The sequence below is a fragment of the Myxococcaceae bacterium JPH2 genome (assembly GCA_016458225.1).
Taxonomy (GTDB): domain Bacteria; phylum Myxococcota; class Myxococcia; order Myxococcales; family Myxococcaceae; genus Citreicoccus.
On sequence record JAEMGR010000028.1, the window covers coordinates 85,793 to 103,129 of the forward strand.

16 protein-coding genes are annotated in these 17,337 nt (G+C 69.0%); 10 read left to right on the top strand and 6 right to left on the bottom strand.

The window, feature by feature from the left end; genetic code table 11:
* Nucleotides 1-423: 423 nt before the first annotated feature.
* The 9 genes from JGU66_29680 (at nt 424) to JGU66_29720 (ending at nt 9,915) form a co-directional block, all read left to right on the top strand.
* Nucleotides 424-1,428 carry a diacylglycerol kinase gene (locus JGU66_29680; protein MBJ6764955.1) on the top strand — a complete coding sequence of 335 codons (1,005 nt, stop codon included), beginning with the start codon at nt 424-426 and terminating at the stop codon, nt 1,426-1,428.
* An 84-nt stretch (nt 1,429-1,512) separates the two neighbouring features.
* On the top strand, nt 1,513-2,202 hold the full coding sequence (locus JGU66_29685; protein MBJ6764956.1) for an NUDIX hydrolase: 690 nt from the start codon (nt 1,513-1,515) through the stop codon (nt 2,200-2,202).
* A gap of 268 nt (nt 2,203-2,470) precedes the next feature.
* Nucleotides 2,471-3,274: a protein phosphatase 2C domain-containing protein gene (locus tag JGU66_29690; GenBank protein ID MBJ6764957.1), complete on the top strand. Its 804-nt coding sequence runs from the start codon at nt 2,471-2,473 to the stop codon at nt 3,272-3,274.
* Nucleotides 3,275-3,278: 4 nt separating this feature from the next.
* Nucleotides 3,279-5,147 (top strand): hypothetical protein, encoded by a 1,869-nt coding sequence (locus tag JGU66_29695; protein ID MBJ6764958.1) that lies wholly within the window; start codon nt 3,279-3,281, stop codon nt 5,145-5,147.
* A 56-nt stretch (nt 5,148-5,203) separates the two neighbouring features.
* Entirely contained in the window at nt 5,204-6,268 is a 1,065-nt protein-coding gene (locus JGU66_29700; GenBank protein MBJ6764959.1) for a nicotinamidase, read from the top strand.
* A gap of 21 nt (nt 6,269-6,289) precedes the next feature.
* On the top strand, nt 6,290-7,072 hold the full coding sequence (locus JGU66_29705) for a hypothetical protein (protein ID MBJ6764960.1): 783 nt from the start codon (nt 6,290-6,292) through the stop codon (nt 7,070-7,072).
* A gap of 85 nt (nt 7,073-7,157) precedes the next feature.
* A complete protein-coding gene (locus tag JGU66_29710) occupies nt 7,158-8,234 on the top strand; it encodes a LysR family transcriptional regulator (GenBank protein ID MBJ6764961.1) in 1,077 nt (358 codons plus the stop codon).
* A gap of 56 nt (nt 8,235-8,290) precedes the next feature.
* Nucleotides 8,291-9,106 (top strand): SDR family NAD(P)-dependent oxidoreductase, encoded by an 816-nt coding sequence (locus JGU66_29715; GenBank protein MBJ6764962.1) that lies wholly within the window; start codon nt 8,291-8,293, stop codon nt 9,104-9,106.
* Between the two features lie 68 nt (nt 9,107-9,174).
* Complete coding sequence (locus tag JGU66_29720) at nt 9,175-9,915, top strand: hypothetical protein (protein ID MBJ6764963.1); 741 nt, start codon at nt 9,175-9,177, stop codon at nt 9,913-9,915.
* On the opposite strand, the gene JGU66_29725 is transcribed toward JGU66_29720, so the two are convergent.
* Nucleotides 9,872-10,579, bottom strand: coding sequence for a TetR family transcriptional regulator (locus JGU66_29725; protein MBJ6764964.1), 708 nt, complete (start codon nt 10,577-10,579; stop codon nt 9,872-9,874). The two genes, JGU66_29720 and JGU66_29725, sit on opposite strands and share 44 nt — an antisense overlap.
* 70 nt (nt 10,580-10,649) lie before the next feature.
* On the opposite strand from JGU66_29725, the gene JGU66_29730 reads away from it, so the two are divergent.
* Nucleotides 10,650-11,525: an SDR family oxidoreductase gene (locus JGU66_29730; protein MBJ6764965.1), complete on the top strand. Its 876-nt coding sequence runs from the start codon at nt 10,650-10,652 to the stop codon at nt 11,523-11,525.
* Between the two features lie 18 nt (nt 11,526-11,543).
* Here the strand turns inward: JGU66_29730 and JGU66_29735 are convergent, their stop codons facing one another.
* The 5 genes from JGU66_29735 to JGU66_29755 form a co-directional block, all read right to left on the bottom strand.
* Nucleotides 11,544-12,326: a hypothetical protein gene (locus JGU66_29735; GenBank protein ID MBJ6764966.1), complete on the bottom strand. Its 783-nt coding sequence runs from the start codon at nt 12,324-12,326 to the stop codon at nt 11,544-11,546.
* A gap of 1 nt (nt 12,327) precedes the next feature.
* On the bottom strand, nt 12,328-13,239 hold the full coding sequence (locus JGU66_29740; protein MBJ6764967.1) for a hypothetical protein: 912 nt from the start codon (nt 13,237-13,239) through the stop codon (nt 12,328-12,330).
* A gap of 87 nt (nt 13,240-13,326) precedes the next feature.
* Complete coding sequence (locus tag JGU66_29745) at nt 13,327-14,100, bottom strand: phospholipase (GenBank protein ID MBJ6764968.1); 774 nt, start codon at nt 14,098-14,100, stop codon at nt 13,327-13,329.
* 110 nt (nt 14,101-14,210) lie between these two features.
* The gene (gene dbpA, locus JGU66_29750) at nt 14,211-15,596 is read right to left on the bottom strand and encodes an ATP-dependent RNA helicase DbpA (protein MBJ6764969.1); all 1,386 of its coding nucleotides are present in this window, start codon (nt 15,594-15,596) and stop codon (nt 14,211-14,213) included.
* An 82-nt stretch (nt 15,597-15,678) separates the two neighbouring features.
* Nucleotides 15,679-17,253 carry an SDR family oxidoreductase gene (locus JGU66_29755; protein MBJ6764970.1) on the bottom strand — a complete coding sequence of 525 codons (1,575 nt, stop codon included), beginning with the start codon at nt 17,251-17,253 and terminating at the stop codon, nt 15,679-15,681.
* Nucleotides 17,254-17,337 lie beyond the last annotated feature (84 nt).

A 17,337-nucleotide genomic window follows, 5' to 3' on the forward strand; every position in this document is an offset into this window, starting at 1 on the left:
GCTTGTCCGCCGCGCGCACATACCAGCGGGCGCCTCCACCGCCAAACCCGTCGCCGTCACACGGGGAAGCAGGCGGCCAGGGCGCCCGAGGGAGCAGGCGCCTCGGTCTGTGTGGGATGCGGCACCCAGCGTCCCAATGTGAGACGCCCATCCCACCGGATGTCGGATCGACGAAGGGAGGGACGACCGCTGCGTGCCAGCCGTTGCGCGATTCCCCAGGTTCCTGGCGCGGCACACCGGGTCCGGTCCCGAAGTCGGGACAGGAAGGATCTTCCCTCGGGCGGAAGGTCAGGGCAGGGTGCGCTGTTTCCTGCTGGGAGTGGAGGGGCCCGCAGCACGACGGTTCCACGTCCAGGTCGCGAAGCGCCTCGCCATGGTTCCGTGACCGGGCCATGACATATCCCGGAGAAGAGTCCCCCCGCCATGAACATCGCCGTCCTCGTCAATCTCCGCGCGCGCAAGGGTACCGAGGGAATCGGAGGCCTGGTTCGGCGTCTGCTCCCTCGCGCCCGCGTGGCGCTCACTCGCTCCGTCGATGAGGCGCGCGATTGGATCTCCGACCACCTGCGGCATGATCCGCCCAGCCTGCTGCTCGCGGGAGGAGGCGATGGCACCATCACCGGACTCCTCAACGAGCTGCGGATGCAGGGCGTGGCCCTCCCCGCGATTGGCGTGCTGCCGCTGGGCACGGGCAACGCGTGGGCGCGCGTCACGGGCGCGCCGCGTCCCTCTGTCGCGCTGAAGCAGATCGCCGCGCTCGGCGAGCGCCTGCCGCCCCTGCGTCCCTTCTCCCTCGTGCGCGTGGACGGCAAGGTGGCGCCCTTCGCGGGCACCGGCTGGGACGCGGAGATGATTCAGGACTTCAAGAACCAGCTCGCCTCCGCGGGGCCGCTGAAGAGCCAGCAGGCGGGACTGCGCGGCTACCTCACCGCCATGTTCACGCGCACGGTGCCGCGCCACCTGTTCGGCGAGGGCAACCCGCAGGTGTCTGTCTATAACGTGGGCGAGACCGCGCTCACGATGGACGCGCACGGCGCGGTGCAGCCCATCCCTCACGGCGGCCCGGGCGCGCTGCTGTACCGAGGCCCCGCGGGTGTGGCGGGCGCCGCGACCACGCCGGAGTGGGGCTTTGGCTTCAAGGCCTTCCCCTTCGCGCAGGCGGTGCCGCATCGCTTGTCGGTGCGCGTGTACGGCGCCAGCGTGATGGAGGCCACGCGCAACATGTTCCGCCTGTGGCGCGGTGAGCATCCCCTCCCGCACATGCATGACTTCTTCGTGCAGCGCCTGCGCATGGACTTCGACCGCGAGGTCCCCTTCCAGATGGGCGGAGACGTCCTGGGCATGCGCCGCTCCATCGAGTTCGACCTCGCCGAGGAGAACGTCCAGCTCGTCGACTGGCACCGCGTCTCCCGCATGCTCGCGGTGTAGCGCCGCCGCCTCGGGCGGGTGGTTGACAGGGTGTTCGCCGGACACTATGGCGGACAGCTCCCACCCGCTCGAACGGACGGTGACGTGAGCCACACCTACGACTACCCACGGCCCGCTGTGACGGTGGACTGTGTTGTGTTCGGAATGGACGACGAGGACTTGAAGGTCCTCCTCATCCGCCGCGGTGTGGAGCCGTTCTCCGGGCGCTGGGCGTTGCCTGGAGGCTTCGTGCGCATGGACGAGGCGCTGGACGACGCCGCGCGCCGCGAGCTGGAAGAAGAGTCCGGCATCCGCCCCAGCCACCTGGAGCAGCTCTTCACGTTCGGCGCTCCGGAGCGAGACCCCCGCGGCCGCGTCATCACCGTGGCGTACTTCGCGCTGGTGAAGCTCAGCGCCCACCACCTGCACGCCTCCACCGACGCGCGCGAGGCCGCGTGGTTCTCCGTCTGGGATACGCCGAAGCTGGCGTTCGACCACGCGGACATCCTCGGCACCGCGCTGCAGCGCCTGAAGGGCAAGGTGCGCTACCAGCCCATCGGCTTCGAGCTGCTGCCGCCCAAGTTCACCCTCTCCCAGCTCCAGCGGCTGTACGAAGTCGTCCTCGAGCGCGAGCTCGACAAGCGGAACTTCCGAAAGAAGATTCTCGCCATGGACCTGCTGGAGGAGCTGGACGAGGTGGAGCAGGACGTCTCCCACCGCGCCGCTCGCCTCTACCGGTTCGACCACAAGAAGTACCGGCAGTTGGAGAAGGCCGGCTTCAACTTCGAACTCTAGGCCCCCCCTCCGTGAGGGCACGTGGGCGTGGGTGCGAGGACGCGCCCCCGCCGAGCGCATCCGCACGTTGAATTGACTTCGTGTCGCGTGGACACTATGTTGGTGTCGTCGATACACGAACAAGACACGCAGCCTCCGCGAGTGGAGAGGGGGCCGGGTCGGGTTCGTGCGGGAGGCGGCCACCTCGCGAGCCGTGTGTCGCGAGCCAGGCACCTCCTGAGTTCTCGATGCCGTGTCGTGCGAGCCCGCTCAGGGCCACGGGAGAGCCATGTCCTCGCTGCCATTCGACATCGCCGCGGGTTCCGTGCTGGGGCGGGAGCACGCGCGCTCGGGGCGCAACAACCAGGATGCCTGGTGCGTGCGCGAGGGCATGAAGGGGCTCGTGGCGGTGGTGGCGGATGGATGCGGCAGCCAGCAGGCCAGTGAGCTGGGGGCGCGGCTGGGGGCGAGGCGCCTCGTGCGAGCGGCGCTCCAGCGGCTCGATGCGGGCGAGGCCGTGGACACCGAAGGCTTCCTCACCGGGCTGCGCGGCGACGTGCTGGCGCTGCTGGAGGCGCTGCCCGAGGCGCTCGGGCGCGAGGTCCTGGCGGACTGTCTCTTCACCCTCGTGGGCGCGGTGGTGACGCCGGAGCACACGCTCGTCTTCAGCGCGGGAGATGGGGTGTGGATGCTCAATGGTGAGGTGCACGTCCTGGGGCCGTTTCCGGGCAATGCGCCGCCGTACCTGGCCTACGCGGTGATGGGCGGCGATGACGTCCCCCTCATCCGTCAGTCGCTGGTGCGCACCGAGGACGTCCACGCGCTGCTGCTCGGCACCGATGGCGTCGAGGACTTGAAGCGGCTCGCCCTGGCGCGCGTGCCGGAGCGCGAGGAGCCCGTGGGTCCGCTCTCCCAGTTCTGGACCGAGGACCGTTACTTCTCCAACCCCGAGGCGGTGAACCGCCGACTCGCGCAGCTCAACCGCGAGTCGACGCGCGCGGACTTCGCCGCACATCGGCTGGTGCGGACGCCAGGGCTTCTTCCCGACGACACCACGTTGGTGGTGCTGCGTCGGCGAATGGAGCGGGTGTGACGCCATGGACATCTGGCTGGAGGGACACAAGGTCGCGCTGAGCCCGAAGCAGGCGCTCGGCAAAGGGGGCGAGGCGGATGTCTTCGACCTCGGAGATGGGCGGGCGCTCAAGGTGTTCAAGACGCCCTCGCATCCGGACTACGCGGGCCTGCCGCATGAGCAAGCCGCGGCGAAGGCTCGGCTCGACGAGCATCAGCGGAAGCTGCGTGTGTTCCCCTCGGGACTGCCGGGGCGCGTGGTGACACCGCAGACGCTGGCCACCGACGCTCGCGGTCAGGAGGTGCTCGGCTATGCGATGCGCAAGTTGGAGGGCGTTGAGCCGCTGCGCCGCTTCGCGGAGCCCGCGTTCCGCCGCGCGGGAGGTTGTGTCGGCGACGTGGTGACAGTGCTGCGCGGTCTGCACCAGACGCTCGGCGAGGTGCACGCGGGCAGCGTCATCGTGGGGGACTTCAACGACCTCAACGTGCTGGTGGCGGGGACGGACGCGCACCTCATCGACGCGGACAGCTTCCAGTTCGGCGCGTACCGATGCGCGGTGTTCACGGAGCGCTTCTTGGATCCGCTGCGGCTGGCGGCGGGCGCGGTCTCGCTCACCCCCGTGCAGCCCGCGTCGGTGGACAGTGACTGGTTTGCCTTCACGGTCATGGTGATGCAGTCGCTGCTGGGCGTGGGGCCCTACGGTGGCATCCATCGGCCGAAGGCTGGGGGCGCTCGGTTGGGGGCCGCGCCGCGCATGCTCCAGCGCGTCACGGTGTTTCATCCGGAGGTGCAGTACCCCAAGCCCGCGTTCGCGTTGGGGTCGCTTCCGGACGATGTCCTCCACCAGCTGCACCGCGTCTTCGTGGAGGACCAACGCGGGGCGTTTCCTCGGCCGCTGCTGGAGGGGTTGCGCTTCCAACGCTGTCTGAGTTGCGGCGCGGAGCACGCACGGACGAGCTGCCCCACCTGTCAGCCGAACGCGAGCGCCGCGGCAACCCCTGTCGCCTCGGTGCGAGGGCAGGTGGTGGCGACGCGGAAGTTCTCCACGCGCGGGGTGCTGGTGCATGCGTGCGCGGAAGCGGGCGTGCCGCGCTGGCTCTACCACGCGGAGGGCACATACCGCCGAGAGGACGGCCGCGTCGTCCTGGAGTCGCCGCTGAATCCCTCGCTGCGGTGGGCCTTGCGAGGTGACGCCACGCTGATGGGCGCGGGCGGACAGGTGACGGTGTTCGAGCCCGGTCGTTCCGCGCAGGTGGTGGGCGTGGATGTGTATGAGCAGCGCCCGGTGTTCGCGGCCAACGCTCGCTTTCACTACTGGGCCGCGCAGGGCGCGCTGTGGCGCAATGGGCTCTACGGGCCCGAGCGTCTGGGTGACGTCCTGGAAGGACAGACGCGCCTGTTTGTGGGCCCGCGCTTCGGTCTGGGATTTCATCGCGCGGGCGGACTGCGCGGCGCCTTCCTGTTCGACGCCGAGCGCAAGGGTTTGCGCGATGGGCTCGCGCTGCCCTGGCCGCAGGGGCCATGGGTGGATGCGGAGGCCCTGTTCGATGGCGAGGCCGTGTGGCTCTTCCTCGCCGAGGAGTCCGGTGGGCGCACGGTGCATCACTGCATCGTCGTGGGCGCGGACGGCGCGGTGCGCGCGAGCGGCGTGGCGGACGCGGGGGATGGCTCGTGGCTGGGCACGCTGCGAGGCAAGTGCGCCGTGGGCCAGGCGCTGTTCTGCGCGACGGATGCGGGGCTGGTGCGTGTGGAAGCGCAGCACGGAAAGCTCGTGGCCGTGCGCGAGTTCCCCGACACGGAGCCCTTCGTGGATTCGGGATGCCAGCTCCTCCTCACGCGCGAGGGGCTGATGGTGGTGGGCACGCGGGACCTCACCGCGCTGCGAATGACGTGACGAAGTTCCCCGCGCGGGGCCTCGGGTCTTCCGCGCACACACGCAGGAGGATGGACATGAAGAAGACGCTGAAGGAGTTGCCGCTACCGACCTTCTACCGGGCGGCGAACGCCGCGGAGTACGGCTACGGAGCGAACGCAGGGAAGCTGCAGGCCGAGGCCGCCGCGTGGCGCGCCGCGCACGGGCTGAGCCCCTCCGCCACGGATGCGTTCAACCTGCACCTGCTGCTCATCGACGTGCAGAAGGACTTCTGCTTCCCGGAGGGCTCGCTGTACGTGGCGGGGCGCAGCGGACGCGGCGCCATCGACGACAGCCGCCGCATCTCCGAGTTCCTCTACCGAAACCTCGGCGCGGTAACGAACGTGACGGCGACGCTCGACACGCACTTCGCCTACCAGATTTTCTTCCCGTCCTTCTGGGTGGACCAGGACGACCAGCCGCTGACGCCTTACCGCGAGGTGACGCGCGAGCAGATTGAACGTGGCCACGCGCGACCGAACCCGGCCATGGCCAAGTGGCTGTGCGGCGGCAACTACCCGTGGCTGCTCAAGCAGGTGAAGTTCTACTGCGATGAGTTGGAGCGCGCGGGCAAGTACACGCTGTACCTGTGGCCGCCGCACTGCTTGCTCGGCGCGGATGGGCACGCGCTCGCGGGGGTGGTGCAGGAGGCGCGCATGTTCCACTCCTACGCGCGTGGCATCCAGTCGTGGGTGGAGGTGAAGGGCGGCAATCCGCTGACGGAGAACTACTCGGTGATGCGGCCGGAGGTGCTGAGCCGGCATGACGGGCAGCCCCTGGCCCAGCGCAACACACAGTTCCTCAAGACGCTGCTGACGGCGGACGCGGTGGTCATCGCCGGACAGGCCGCGAGCCACTGCGTGAAGAGCTCCATCGATGACCTGCTGGGGGAGATCGTGGCGCAGGACGCGGCGCTCGCGCGCAAGGTGTACCTGCTGACGGATTGCATGTCGGCGGTGACGGTGCCGGACGGCAAGGGGGGCTTCGCGGCGGACTTCACGCCGCAGGCGGATGCGGCGCTGAAGCGCTTCGCCGATGCGGGGATGCACCTGGTGAAGTCCACGGATCCGCTCGCGAGCTGGCCGGACCTGCACATCGCCTGAGACACGAGGGGGAAGACAGACATGAGTGCGAACACGCAGAAGCTCTTCGAGGATGCGCACGCGGAAGGGACGCTGAGTCCCGCGAGCTTGCAGGCGCTGACCGTGGTGGACCTGGGCGCGCAGATTCAAGCGGGGCTCGGCATCCACGTGGACGACGTGCAGGCGAGCGAGGTGGTGCTCGTGACGGTGATGCCGGATGACTCGGCGAGCATCGACTACTCGCGGCACACGCAGACGGTGTGCGACGGGCACAACCAGGTCTTGGATGCGCTGCTGGGGAGCAAGCAGAGGGACGGCATCCTCTTCCACACGCGGTACCTGAACGGCCACGTGCTGAATCCCTATCGCCCCGTGGAGGACGTGGTGCGGATGCACGCGGGCAACTACCAGGCGGACAAGGGGACGCCGCTCTACGACCAGACGATGGTGATGCTGGGCACGGTGCTGGCGAAGTCGCAGGAGTTCAGCGGCAACGGGGTGCCCGTGCGCACGGTGACGCTGCTCATCACGGACGGCGCGGACCAGGGCTCGCGCAATGCCCGAGCGAGGGACGTGGCGACGGTGGTGAAGGACCTGCTCCGGATGGAGAACCACATCGTCGCGGCCATGGGCATCCATGACGGGAGCACGGACTTCCGGCGCGTGTTCCGCGAGATGGGCATCGAGGACCGGTGGATTCTCACCCCCGGTCAGAGCGAGCAGGAGATCCGCAGCGCCTTCCAGGTCTTCAGCCAGTCCGCGGTGCGGGTGAGCCAGGGGGCGGCGAGCTTCAGCCGCACGGCGCTGGGCGGCTTCGGGCAGTGAGGCGAGCGGGCCAGGCGCGCCCGCGTTATCAAGTGCCCCTCGCCCTCGTCCGGCCCTCCGTCCGGGCGAGAGCGACGGAGCCCCGATGCAGATCGACCACGCGCACCTCGCTCGCCTCGACCTCAACCTGCTGGTGGCCTTCGATGCCTTGATGCGCGAGCGGCACGTCACGCGCGCCGCCGCTCGGATTGGCATCGGGCAGTCCGCCATGAGTCATCACCTGGGGCGGCTGCGGGAGTTGCTGGGGGACGCGCTGTTCACCCGCAGGCCCGGGGGAATCGAGCCGACGCCGCATGCCCGGTCGCTCGCGGAGGCGGTGCAGGACGCGCTGGCGCGAATCCAGACGCTGGTCGTGGCGGAGCGACGCTTTCATCCCGCGACGGACTTCCGTGTGTTTCGCGTGGGCATCACGGACGGTCTGGAGATCTCCTTGATGCCTCGGCTCATGGCGCGCGTGGCGGTGGAGGCGCCGGGTGTGTCCCTCGCGCTGAGCCCGTTGAGCGAGGCGCAGGGGCCGCGTCTGTTGGACGAGGGCGAGTTGGACTTGTTGCTCGGGCCCATCGAGGACGCGAGCGCGTCCCACAAGCACCTGCCGTTCTGCGCCGAGGGTTATGTCTGTCTCTTCAACCCGGAGTTGGTTCGGGTGGGGACGCCGCTGTCGCTGGAGGACTTCCTGCGCATCCCCCATGTGCGGGTGAGTCGGAGAGCGGATGCGTCCGATGTGGTCGATGATGCCCTGGCGAAGCTGCGTCAGCGGCGGCACGTGGCGCTGCACACGTCGCAGACCCTGAGCGTGCCGTACATCCTGAAGCAGTCTCCGTTCCTGGGGATTCTCCCGCGTCGCTCGGCGGTGACCACGGCGGCGGCGTTTGGTCTGGCCGTCAGCCCGTCTCCCATCCCGCTGCCGGAGCGGCGCATCGCCATGCGCTGGCATGCTTCGCGAGATCCGGATGAAGCGCACCGCTGGCTGCGCGAGGCGCTCTATCGCATCGCGGTCGACATCAAGCATGAAGATGAGGCGCGCGCCGCGGAGATGGCGGCGCGTGCATCCGTCGAGGTCCCTCCCGCTCCACCGCGGGGCGAGCGCCGTCGCGTAGCGGTCTCCGCGCGAAGCACCCCGCGGAAGCGCCCAGGCTCGTCGGGGCGCGCGCCCTCTCGTTGACGAGACGAGCCGGTTCGAAATAGTAATGGAACGGTTCGTCTCGATATGGAGGGGTGATGAGTTCCTGGCGGGGCAAGCGGGTGCTGGTGACGGGCGCGACGGATGGCATCGGGCTGTTGACGGCGAAGCGGCTGGCGGCGGCGGGGGCGCGGGTGTGGGTGCACGGTCGTCAGGCTGAGCGGATTGAGCGTGCGCTGAAGGACGTCCCTGGGGCGGAGGCGTATCGGGCGGACTTCTCGTCTCTCCGCGAGGTGCGGACGCTGGCGGAGACGCTTCTGCGTGAGCCTCCGCTGGACCTGCTCATCCACAACGCCGCGCTGGGGGCGGGGGCTCGGGGCGCGGGGCGAGAGCTGAGCGCGGATGGCTTCGAGCTGCGGTGGGCGGTGAACCTGCTGGCGCCGTTCGCGTTGACGGAGTGGTTGCTGGCGGAGGGGGCTGCGCCTCGCGCGGTGGTGAACGTGGCGTCGCTGGGGCAGGCGCCGCTGGACTTCGCGGACCTCCAGTTGGCGCGCCGCTATGACGGCTTCCAGGCGTACATGCGCAGCAAGCTCGCGATGATCCTGTGGACGCGGGAGCTGGCGGCGCGACGTCCGGAGTTGCTCATCAACTCGTTGCACCCCGGGACGTTCCTCGCGACGAAGATGGTGGTGGAGTCTGGGATTGCGCCGATGGGGACGGTGGACTCGGGCGCGGTCGCTGTCGTCGGTGTCTCGGAGACGACCCTGGCGGGACGCGAGCGTGGGGAATTCTTCGATGTGCAGCGCAAGTCTCGCCCGCACGAACAGGCCTATGACGTGAAGGCGCAGCAACAGCTGCGGCAGGCCGCGCTGGAGATGCTGCGCACGGCCGGCGTTCCTGTCCCGAGCGCGTGAGTCGGGATGGCCCCTGCTCGCGCGAGGCCGCGAAGTCATGCGAGCTTCGAGGCGAGGAGGCGACCCTGGTGCACTCAGACTCGCAGACGCTCTTTGCTCGAACAGCGCAGGGACAGACGCTCACCCTGTGCCGTGAGGAGGACGAGGGGACGGTGGAGTACAGGCTCAGGTGCTTTGATGGCTATGAGTCCGTCTCCGAGACGGAGTTCCGACGGAACCCCCTGCCTGCGGGGTGCCCGGATACTTTCGGAACACTCCAGGAGGCGATGAGCGCGGTGACGCGGTACTGGGGCGCTGGCGCAGCCGCGTTCGAGGATGTTCGCCTCGGGCGAGGATTGGAACTCGACTTCATCGCCGCGCTCCGCGAGGGGGCTCTGGCGCCGCTGCGGCCACGAATGAGCGCCTCGGAGATGGTCGAGCTGCTCGGGCTGCCCGACTTCGTTCAAACCACGATGGCTGGCGTGTGCTGGTGCTACGGCTCGGTCCAGATCCACTGGATGGCGGGGACGCTGCACAGCCTGGAGATCGACGCGGGCGCGAGTGACTTCACCAGCCTCCGATTGCGTGGCTACTTCCTTCGTCCCGGAATGGTGCGCGCGCAGGTCGAGGCCCACCTGGTGAGCGAAGGGGTGCGGTTCTCGGCGGTGGCTTGGGCGGGACTGCCCCTGCTGCGCATTCCATTGGCGCGTGACCCCCTGCAGGTCATCACCATCGACTTCATGCCGGAGGACGGGGAGCTCCACGCGATGTACTGGCATCCGGACGTCAGCGTGCTGGGGCCGCGCGCTGCTGGCGTCTTGCCGGACTGAGCCGGCGCGGCTCACTGCGTCCTCGGAGCCGCTGGGTGCTCGTGACCTCGGGACGCAGGTAGCCGAGCACCAGCGCGCACAGCTCCTCCGCGAAGGTGTCGTCCTCGAGGTAGTCCGGTCGCTGGGAGACCGCGGCGTGGCAGAGCGCGTCCACCGTGTGCACCAGGATGAAGACGGCCATGTCCAGGTTGGCGGGGCGGATGTCGTGGACCCTCGGCAAGAGGAAGGCGCGCACCATCCGGATGAGCCGTTGCTCGAAGGTGTCGACCGTTCCCCACTCGCGCATGCGCGGCAGCAGCTCGTGCAGCACCTGATGCAGCCGAGGGTTGTCCACCTTGGACGCGATGACCTGCCCGATGAGCGCGCGCAGGGCCACGGGCAGCGGCTGGCTGGCGAGCTGAGCCAGCCCTCCCTCGAACTCGGCGAGCGATTGGGTGCGGTGGCGCTCCATCACCGCCACCACCAGCCCTTCCTTGCTCGGGAAGTACTGATAGAGCGAGCCGATGCTCACGCCCGCTTCTTTCGCGATGCGGTTCGTGCTCGCGCCGTCGTAGCCATCTTGAACGAGAACGCGAGCCGTGGCCGTGAGGATGGCGTCGCACGTGGCCTGGGAGCGCGACTGCCGAGGGTTTCTCCGACGGGGCTGGGGCGCGGCGCGAGGCATGCGGACTCCTGGAGGAATGTGAGCGCCAAGGCGAGTTGAGAATATGAGCGCTCGCTCACATTCTTAGCACATGAACTCCTTGTCGACGTCGTCGCACGCCCCTTGCTTCTCGGCTGCTCGTCCCTCACGCACCACGGGGCCCTTCACGTATCAGGGGCGCCGCGCGCTCATCACCGGAGCCTCCTCCGGGATTGGAGAGTCCTTCGCGCGAGTCCTCGCCGCGCGCGGAATGAACCTGATTCTGGTGGCTCGCTCGGAGGACAAGCTGCGCGCCTTGGCGACCGAGCTGTCCTCGCTCCATGGCATCCACGCGGAGGCAATGCCCATGGACCTGGGCCGAGACGGCGCGGCCCGCGCGCTGTGGTCGCGCTGCGAGGAGCGAGGGCTGGAGGTGGACCTGCTCATCAACAACGCGGGGTTCGCGACGTACGCGCCCTTCGAGTCCTCGCCGCTCGCGCGTGAGCACGAGCAGGTGATGCTCAACGTCACCGCGCTGATGGACCTGAGTCACCTGGCCCTGCCGGGGATGCTGGCGCGGGGCGAGGGCGGAATCATCAACGTCGCGTCGACGGCGGGTTATCAGCCGGTGCCGTACATGGCGGTGTACGGCGCGACCAAGGCGTTCGTGTTGTCCTTCACCGAGGCGCTGTGGGCGGAGAATCGCGAGCGCGGGGTGCGGGTGCTCGCGCTCTGCCCGGGGCCGGTGGAGACGCCCTTCTTCGACGTGGTGGGGACTCGGAGCGTCGCGGTGGGCGTGATGATGACCTCGGAGCAGGTGGTGCTCTCGGGGTTGCGGGGCCTGGAGCAGGGGCGGCCCTCGCTCGTCGCGGGGTGGCGCAACTGGCTCCAGGCGAACCTGGCGCGCCTGTCCCCGAGAGCGCTCACCGTGAAGGTCGCCGCGGGGATGATGAAGCCGCGCCGACCGCTGCAGCTCGCGGGGAGCTGAGGCTCGCTCGGCGCGAGACTACTCGGGGCCGCTCGTGCCCTCTTTCAGGGCAGTGCGGCCGCCGATCTCCGGGAAGCGCTCATAGGCGCGCAGCAGCGCGTCCAGGTGGGCGGGGTTATCGAGATCGAGCGGTGTGTCCGTGAGGCGAACCACCCAGCCGCCCGTCGCGGTGCGCCGCGCCCGAGAGAGCAGATCCGCGTCGAGGGATGGATTGGGGAAGCCGATGCGCTGCGTGGTGGCCGCCGACCAATAGTTCAGCCACCCCAGTCGATGTGGAACCTCGGGCGAGCGGATTTCCCAAGGCAGCTTGAGCGCTGGAAGGCCATGGGGTGGGCTCGGTGGTCCCGCCAAGGTGGGGCTTGTCTGCTCCGCGATGTCCCCTGCGGCGCGCTGGGGTGTGGCGTGAGCCCAGAACGCGTGTGTGGCCTCCGCGACCCGTTCGAGTGTCTCCGCTGCTGCCGAGATCCCCGCCACGTCCAAGGGCCATTTGGCGTGAACCTCGAACAGTGGCTGTCCTCCTGGATTCTGGCTCGCCGGTGTCTCCCTGCGAGAGAGCGTCACGAAGTGGCCTTCATCTCCATTGCAGAGCAGCGGCAGCCGTCCACGGGCTGTCTTGGCGGTGTCTCGTGACTCGCGCGGTGGTGCCGGGATGAAGAGACCTTCGTCCGAGAGGGTCCACGACAAATTCAGCCCGGGGATCGCGCGTTCCATTTCATGGACCACCGCCATGGGGCGCGTGTCCTCGCTGCTCAGTGCAGGCGAATAAGCGACGAGGAGACAGGTGTCTTGTGGGGCGGTCATGTCAGCACCAGTCCATGACGACGATGGTGAGGGAGGGGTCGGCGTCGCGCAGGGCTTTTCTGTGGGCATGGCTGCGCACACCCATCGCGAAGCTGTATCCGCATGCCCTGGCGAGGTCACGCTCCCGCTGTGCTTCCAGGACCTGCTTCTCGATGACGATCTCCCGGAGCGCGACCGTGAACGTGTCGAAGTGGTCCGTCTTGATCTCCCACAGCACACGGGTTCGGAGCTGAAGGGCATCGAAGCGCTTTCCGTTGACGAGCACATCCGCCCCGGGGAAGCCATTCTGAGGGACCAAGTCGGCGCACCGGTTGTGCATCGCATCGCCGCCGAGGTGTGGCACGGGGCGAGGTGCGCAATCAGGACTGCGCTCTTGGGTCTCAGGCCCGGTTGGCACCGGGGGCAGCCAGTCTTGCCCCGCGGGCTCTGGCTTGTGCCTTCGAGACATGGCGAGTTCTGGCGGGGCGGGCTTCGTCGTGAGCGAGGGCTCCGCACCCGTAGGGCGACTCCCCTTCAGCTCGTACGCATCCAGTGCTTCTTGGATGGCGAAGCCCACCACCACCGCACCGGCGATGACGACCGCTCCCACCACGACCTCGGGCGCCGCCAAGACACACAGTCCGATGCCCAGGACGACCGTATCCGCCGAGGCGACCGCGCATCTCCCAGTGGGGTCATTGAAGCGAAGCCGGTCGTGGTCAAGGCGTGGGAAGCACTCCTCCACAAGCACAGGCCAGGGATGCGAAGCTTCGTGGACCGCGCAGCGCCCCTGGTCTCGCCAAGGCAGCGTCGCCGCTCGCTGGAGGTTGGCGAGCCTCGGGTCCTTGGGGACTGGCTCTCCGGCATGAGGCGTGGGGGACGTCGCGCAGGCCATGAGCAGGAGCAGCACTGCGATGCAGGTGCAGATGCGCATGGCGGTATCCCTTCACGTGGTGGGCATGAGCTTGTCTGCTCGTGAGGATGCCAGCACGCATCCTCACGAGCGGGGCACCGCTTCTGCTCAGGAGTCGCTGACGAGGAAGGTGAAGCCTTCGGCGGCGATGTCGGCGGGCAGCTCGTGCTTGCCGTCGAAGGCGTGGAACTCGACCGAGTACTTCTCATTCGTGAGCTGGTACTCGATGTACTTGCCGCTGGTGTCGAACGACAGCACAGGGTCTCGCGTTCCGTGGGACATGTACACGCGCGGCTTGCCCACCAGCTCCGACGGCGCCACGAAGCCCGCTGAGAACGCCGCGATGTGCTGGAACACATCCCCGTTCGACAGGCCCAGCGACAACGCATAGGTGGCCCCGTCCGAGAACCCGCCGATGCCCACTCGGGCCGGGTCCACCGAGAACCGGCTGAACACCTGCTTCAACTTGTCATCGATGAAGTCGCGGTCCGGACCGTACTTCCCGATGAGCATGTCCCAGGATTCCTCCTGGGACTTCGGAATCAGGAGCAGCGCTCCCGCCGTATCGGCGGAGGCTCGGAAGCGCTTGAGCATGCTCTCGGGCAGCTCGCCCGCGCCGTGCAGCAGGAGCACCAGCGGCGCGGGCGTCCCGGCCTGATAGGACTCCGGGACATACACGAGGCCGCTCGTCCCCGTGTCGGTGAGCCAGATGACGCCCTTCTCCGTGCTCAAGGCATTCGGCGCGGCGGGCCGGGCGCTCAGGCGCGAAGACCCGAACGCCGTGTTCACCACGAAGCTGTCCTCTTCGTGACAGCCCGACGCCAGCACGACCAGGGCCGCCGCCAAGAAGCCGCTCACGCACCACGACGCAGATCGCTTCATCCCTTCGCTCCTCCGTGCTCTCGCATCGCGAACGAAACGACTTCGGCGTCGCGGTATATCGAGGCCCGAGGGAGCCGACGAGGTGTCTTGGGTGACGCGCCTGCTCGGGACTACCGCACGCGCTCGATGCGCTGGCGGCGTCCCTTGATGCGTCCCTCGCTCAAGCACTGGAACGCGAGACGCGACACGCTTCGGGCGACCGCGACGTAGGCCACGCGATCCTGGATCTCAATCTTGCCCACGTCGCTCGCGTTCAGCCCGCCCGCCTCGCCCGTCAGCGCGCCGAGGATGTCTCCCGGCCGCATCTTGTCCTTGCGCCCCGCCAGGATGCACAGCGTGTCCCACGGCGAGCCGAGCCCCGCCGCGCCCGTCGCGCTCACGGGCGGCAGCGCCTCCGTGCTGGCGCGCTCCAGCCGCACGCCCGTGGCGGACTCGATGGTCTCCACCTTGCGAGCGTCCTGCGCCGTGACGAGCGACACCGCCAACCCCGTCCGCCCCGCGCGCCCCGTCCGCCCGATGCGATGCACATACGGCTCGGGCTGCGCCGGCACGTCGAAGTTGATGACGGCGTCCAACGCCTCCACGTCGATGCCTCGCCCCGCCACGTCCGTGGCCACCAGGATGCGCGTGCTGTGATTGCGGAACTTCGCCATCACGCGGTCGCGCTCCTCCTGCTCCAAGTCCCCTTGCAGTCCATCCGCGCTCACGCCCGCTCGGCTGAGCCCGCGCGCCACCTCGGCCACCGTCACCTTGAGGTTGCAGAACACGATGGCCGAGCCGGGCTGGTGATGCTGGAGGATGCGCAAGAGGAGCGCCGACTTCTCCTCGGGCGTGCACGGATAGGCCACCTGCTGGATGGTCGGCGCGCTGTCCGTCGACTCCACCGTCACGCGCGTGGGCGAGCGCTGGAACGCGCGGCTCATCTGCTCGATGGTGTCCGGGAACGTGGCGGAGAAGAGCACCGTCTGCCGGGTGCGCGGCGTCTCGGCGAGGATGCGCTCCATGTCCTCGCGGAAGCCCATGTCGAGCATCCGGTCCGCTTCGTCGAGCACCACCGTGACCAGGTTCCGCGTGTCGAGCGCCTCGCGCTGAAGCAGGTCCAACACGCGCCCCGGCGTCCCCACCGCCACGTGCGCGCCCTTCTCCAGCGCGTTCACCTGCGGGCGAATGGGCTGACCGCCCGCCAGCGCCAGCACCTGGAGGCCCGGCAGCCTGCGCCCCAGCCGGCGCAGCTCGCCCGCCACCTGCGCGCAGAGCTCACGCGTGGGGCACAGCACGAGCGCCTGGATGTGACGCCGCGACAGGTCCACCTTCTGGAGCAGCGGCAGCGCGAAGGCCGCCGTCTTCCCGCTGCCCGTGCGGGCCTGCCCCACGAGGTCCTTCCCCGCGAGCAGCACGGGGATGCTCTGCGCCTGGATGGGCGTGGCGGTCTGGAACTCCAGCTCCTGGAGGACCTGAAGCAAAGGGGGAGCAAGGGCGAGGGCAGCGAATTCCATGACGGCCTCCAAGAAGACAGAGGCGCGGGAATGAGCCTCGGGTTGTTTCACGCGCCCCGGGTCACGAGGCGCGTGCGCGCGGTTACCACGCCGTGTGACGGTAATCCTTGAAGAAGTTGCCCCAGACGAACTCGCCGGTGTTCTCGGAGGTCATCACGGGGTCCACGATGCGCGCCGCTCCGTCCACGATGTCCAGCGGCGGCTGGAAGTCCAACTCCTTCACCTTGCGCTCGGCGTGCAGGGCCGGGTCCTCGTCGGTGACCCAGCCCGTGTCCACCGCGTTCATGAAGATGTTGTCCTTCGCGTAGTCCGGCGCGGAGGTCAGCGTCATCATGTTCAGCGCGGCCTTCGCCATGTTCGTGTGCGGGTGACGGTCCGTCTTCGTCCCGCGCGAGAAGCTGCCCTCCATGGCGGACACGTTCACGATGTGCCCGGGCTTGCTGCGGTCCTTCATCATCAAGGGCTTGAGCTTGCCGCAGAGGATGAAGGGCGCCACCGCGTTCACCAGGTGCACCTCCAGCATCTCGGCGGTGGGCACCTCCGCCAGCTTCATCCGCCAGGAGTTCACCTCGCGCAGGTCCACCTGCTGGAGGTCCGCGTCCAGCCGCCCCTGCGGGAAGAGCGCCTGCGTGTCGCCCTCCTGCTCCAGGTGATACGGCTGGAGCGACAGCGCCGCCGACGAGTGGATGCCCAGCGCGGGGTCGCTGCTGCGCCACGACGCCGCGAGCGCCGACGGGTCCTGACCTCCCGCGCCGAGCGTGGGCTGGAGCGCCGTGACGCACTCCTCATGGCCCGCGAGCAACGTGCGCGCCGCGTCCGGGAGCGTGTCGAAGGCGCGCTGCTCACCGTCCAGCAGGTGCGCGTAGAAGCCGGGCGGACGGCGCACCGTCTGCGCCGCGTTGTTGATGAGGATGTCCAGCCGCTGGTGCGTCTGCTCGATGTGCCGCGCGAACAGCTCCACGCTGGGCGCGTGGCGCAGGTCCAGCCCGTGGATGTGCAGCCGGTGCGACCAGCTGGAGAAGTCCGGCTCCTGCATGTACCGGCCCGCCGCGTCCTTGGGGAAGCGCGTGGTGGCAATCACTCGCGCGCCCGAGCGCAGCAGCATGAGCGACGCCTGATAGCCAATCTTCACGCGAGCGCCGGTGATGAGCGCGACCTTGCCCGTCAGCGGCGCGCGCTGCGTGCGCTTGGCGTAGTTGAAGTCCGCGCAGTCACAGCACATCGTGTCGTAGAAGAAGTGCAGCTTGCGGTACTCCGCCTTGCACACGTAGCACCGGCGCGGGACCTCCAGGATGCGCTCGGCCTGCTCGGTGGGCGGCGGCGGCGGCAGCGCGGGCACGGTGAACACGGGGGAGCGGCGCAGCGAGCGAATCTCGGTCGTCGCGCGAATCTCGCGGTCATGCGCGCGCTTCGTCTCCTTGCGGTCGCGGCGCAGCGCCTTGGCGAAGCGAGACTTCGCGGTCCGGTCGGGGTGCACCATGCGGCCCGCCGCCGCGAGCAGCTCGATGCGGTCCTCCTCCGGCAGCCTCGCCAGCAGGAAGCGGTTCTCGCTCACCGCCTGGAGGACCCGCGTGCACGCGCGGACCTCGTCCAGCGACAGGGTGACCGGGGGCAGCGCTTCGGGCGGGGGCGGAGAAGTCGTCTCGTCGTTGCTCATCCCACCGGTGCATACCTCCCAGCGCGACGCGAGGAAAGGGCGCTGGTGGAGGCCGCCCGGCGGGGTGGTGGGAGTGCGGGCGAC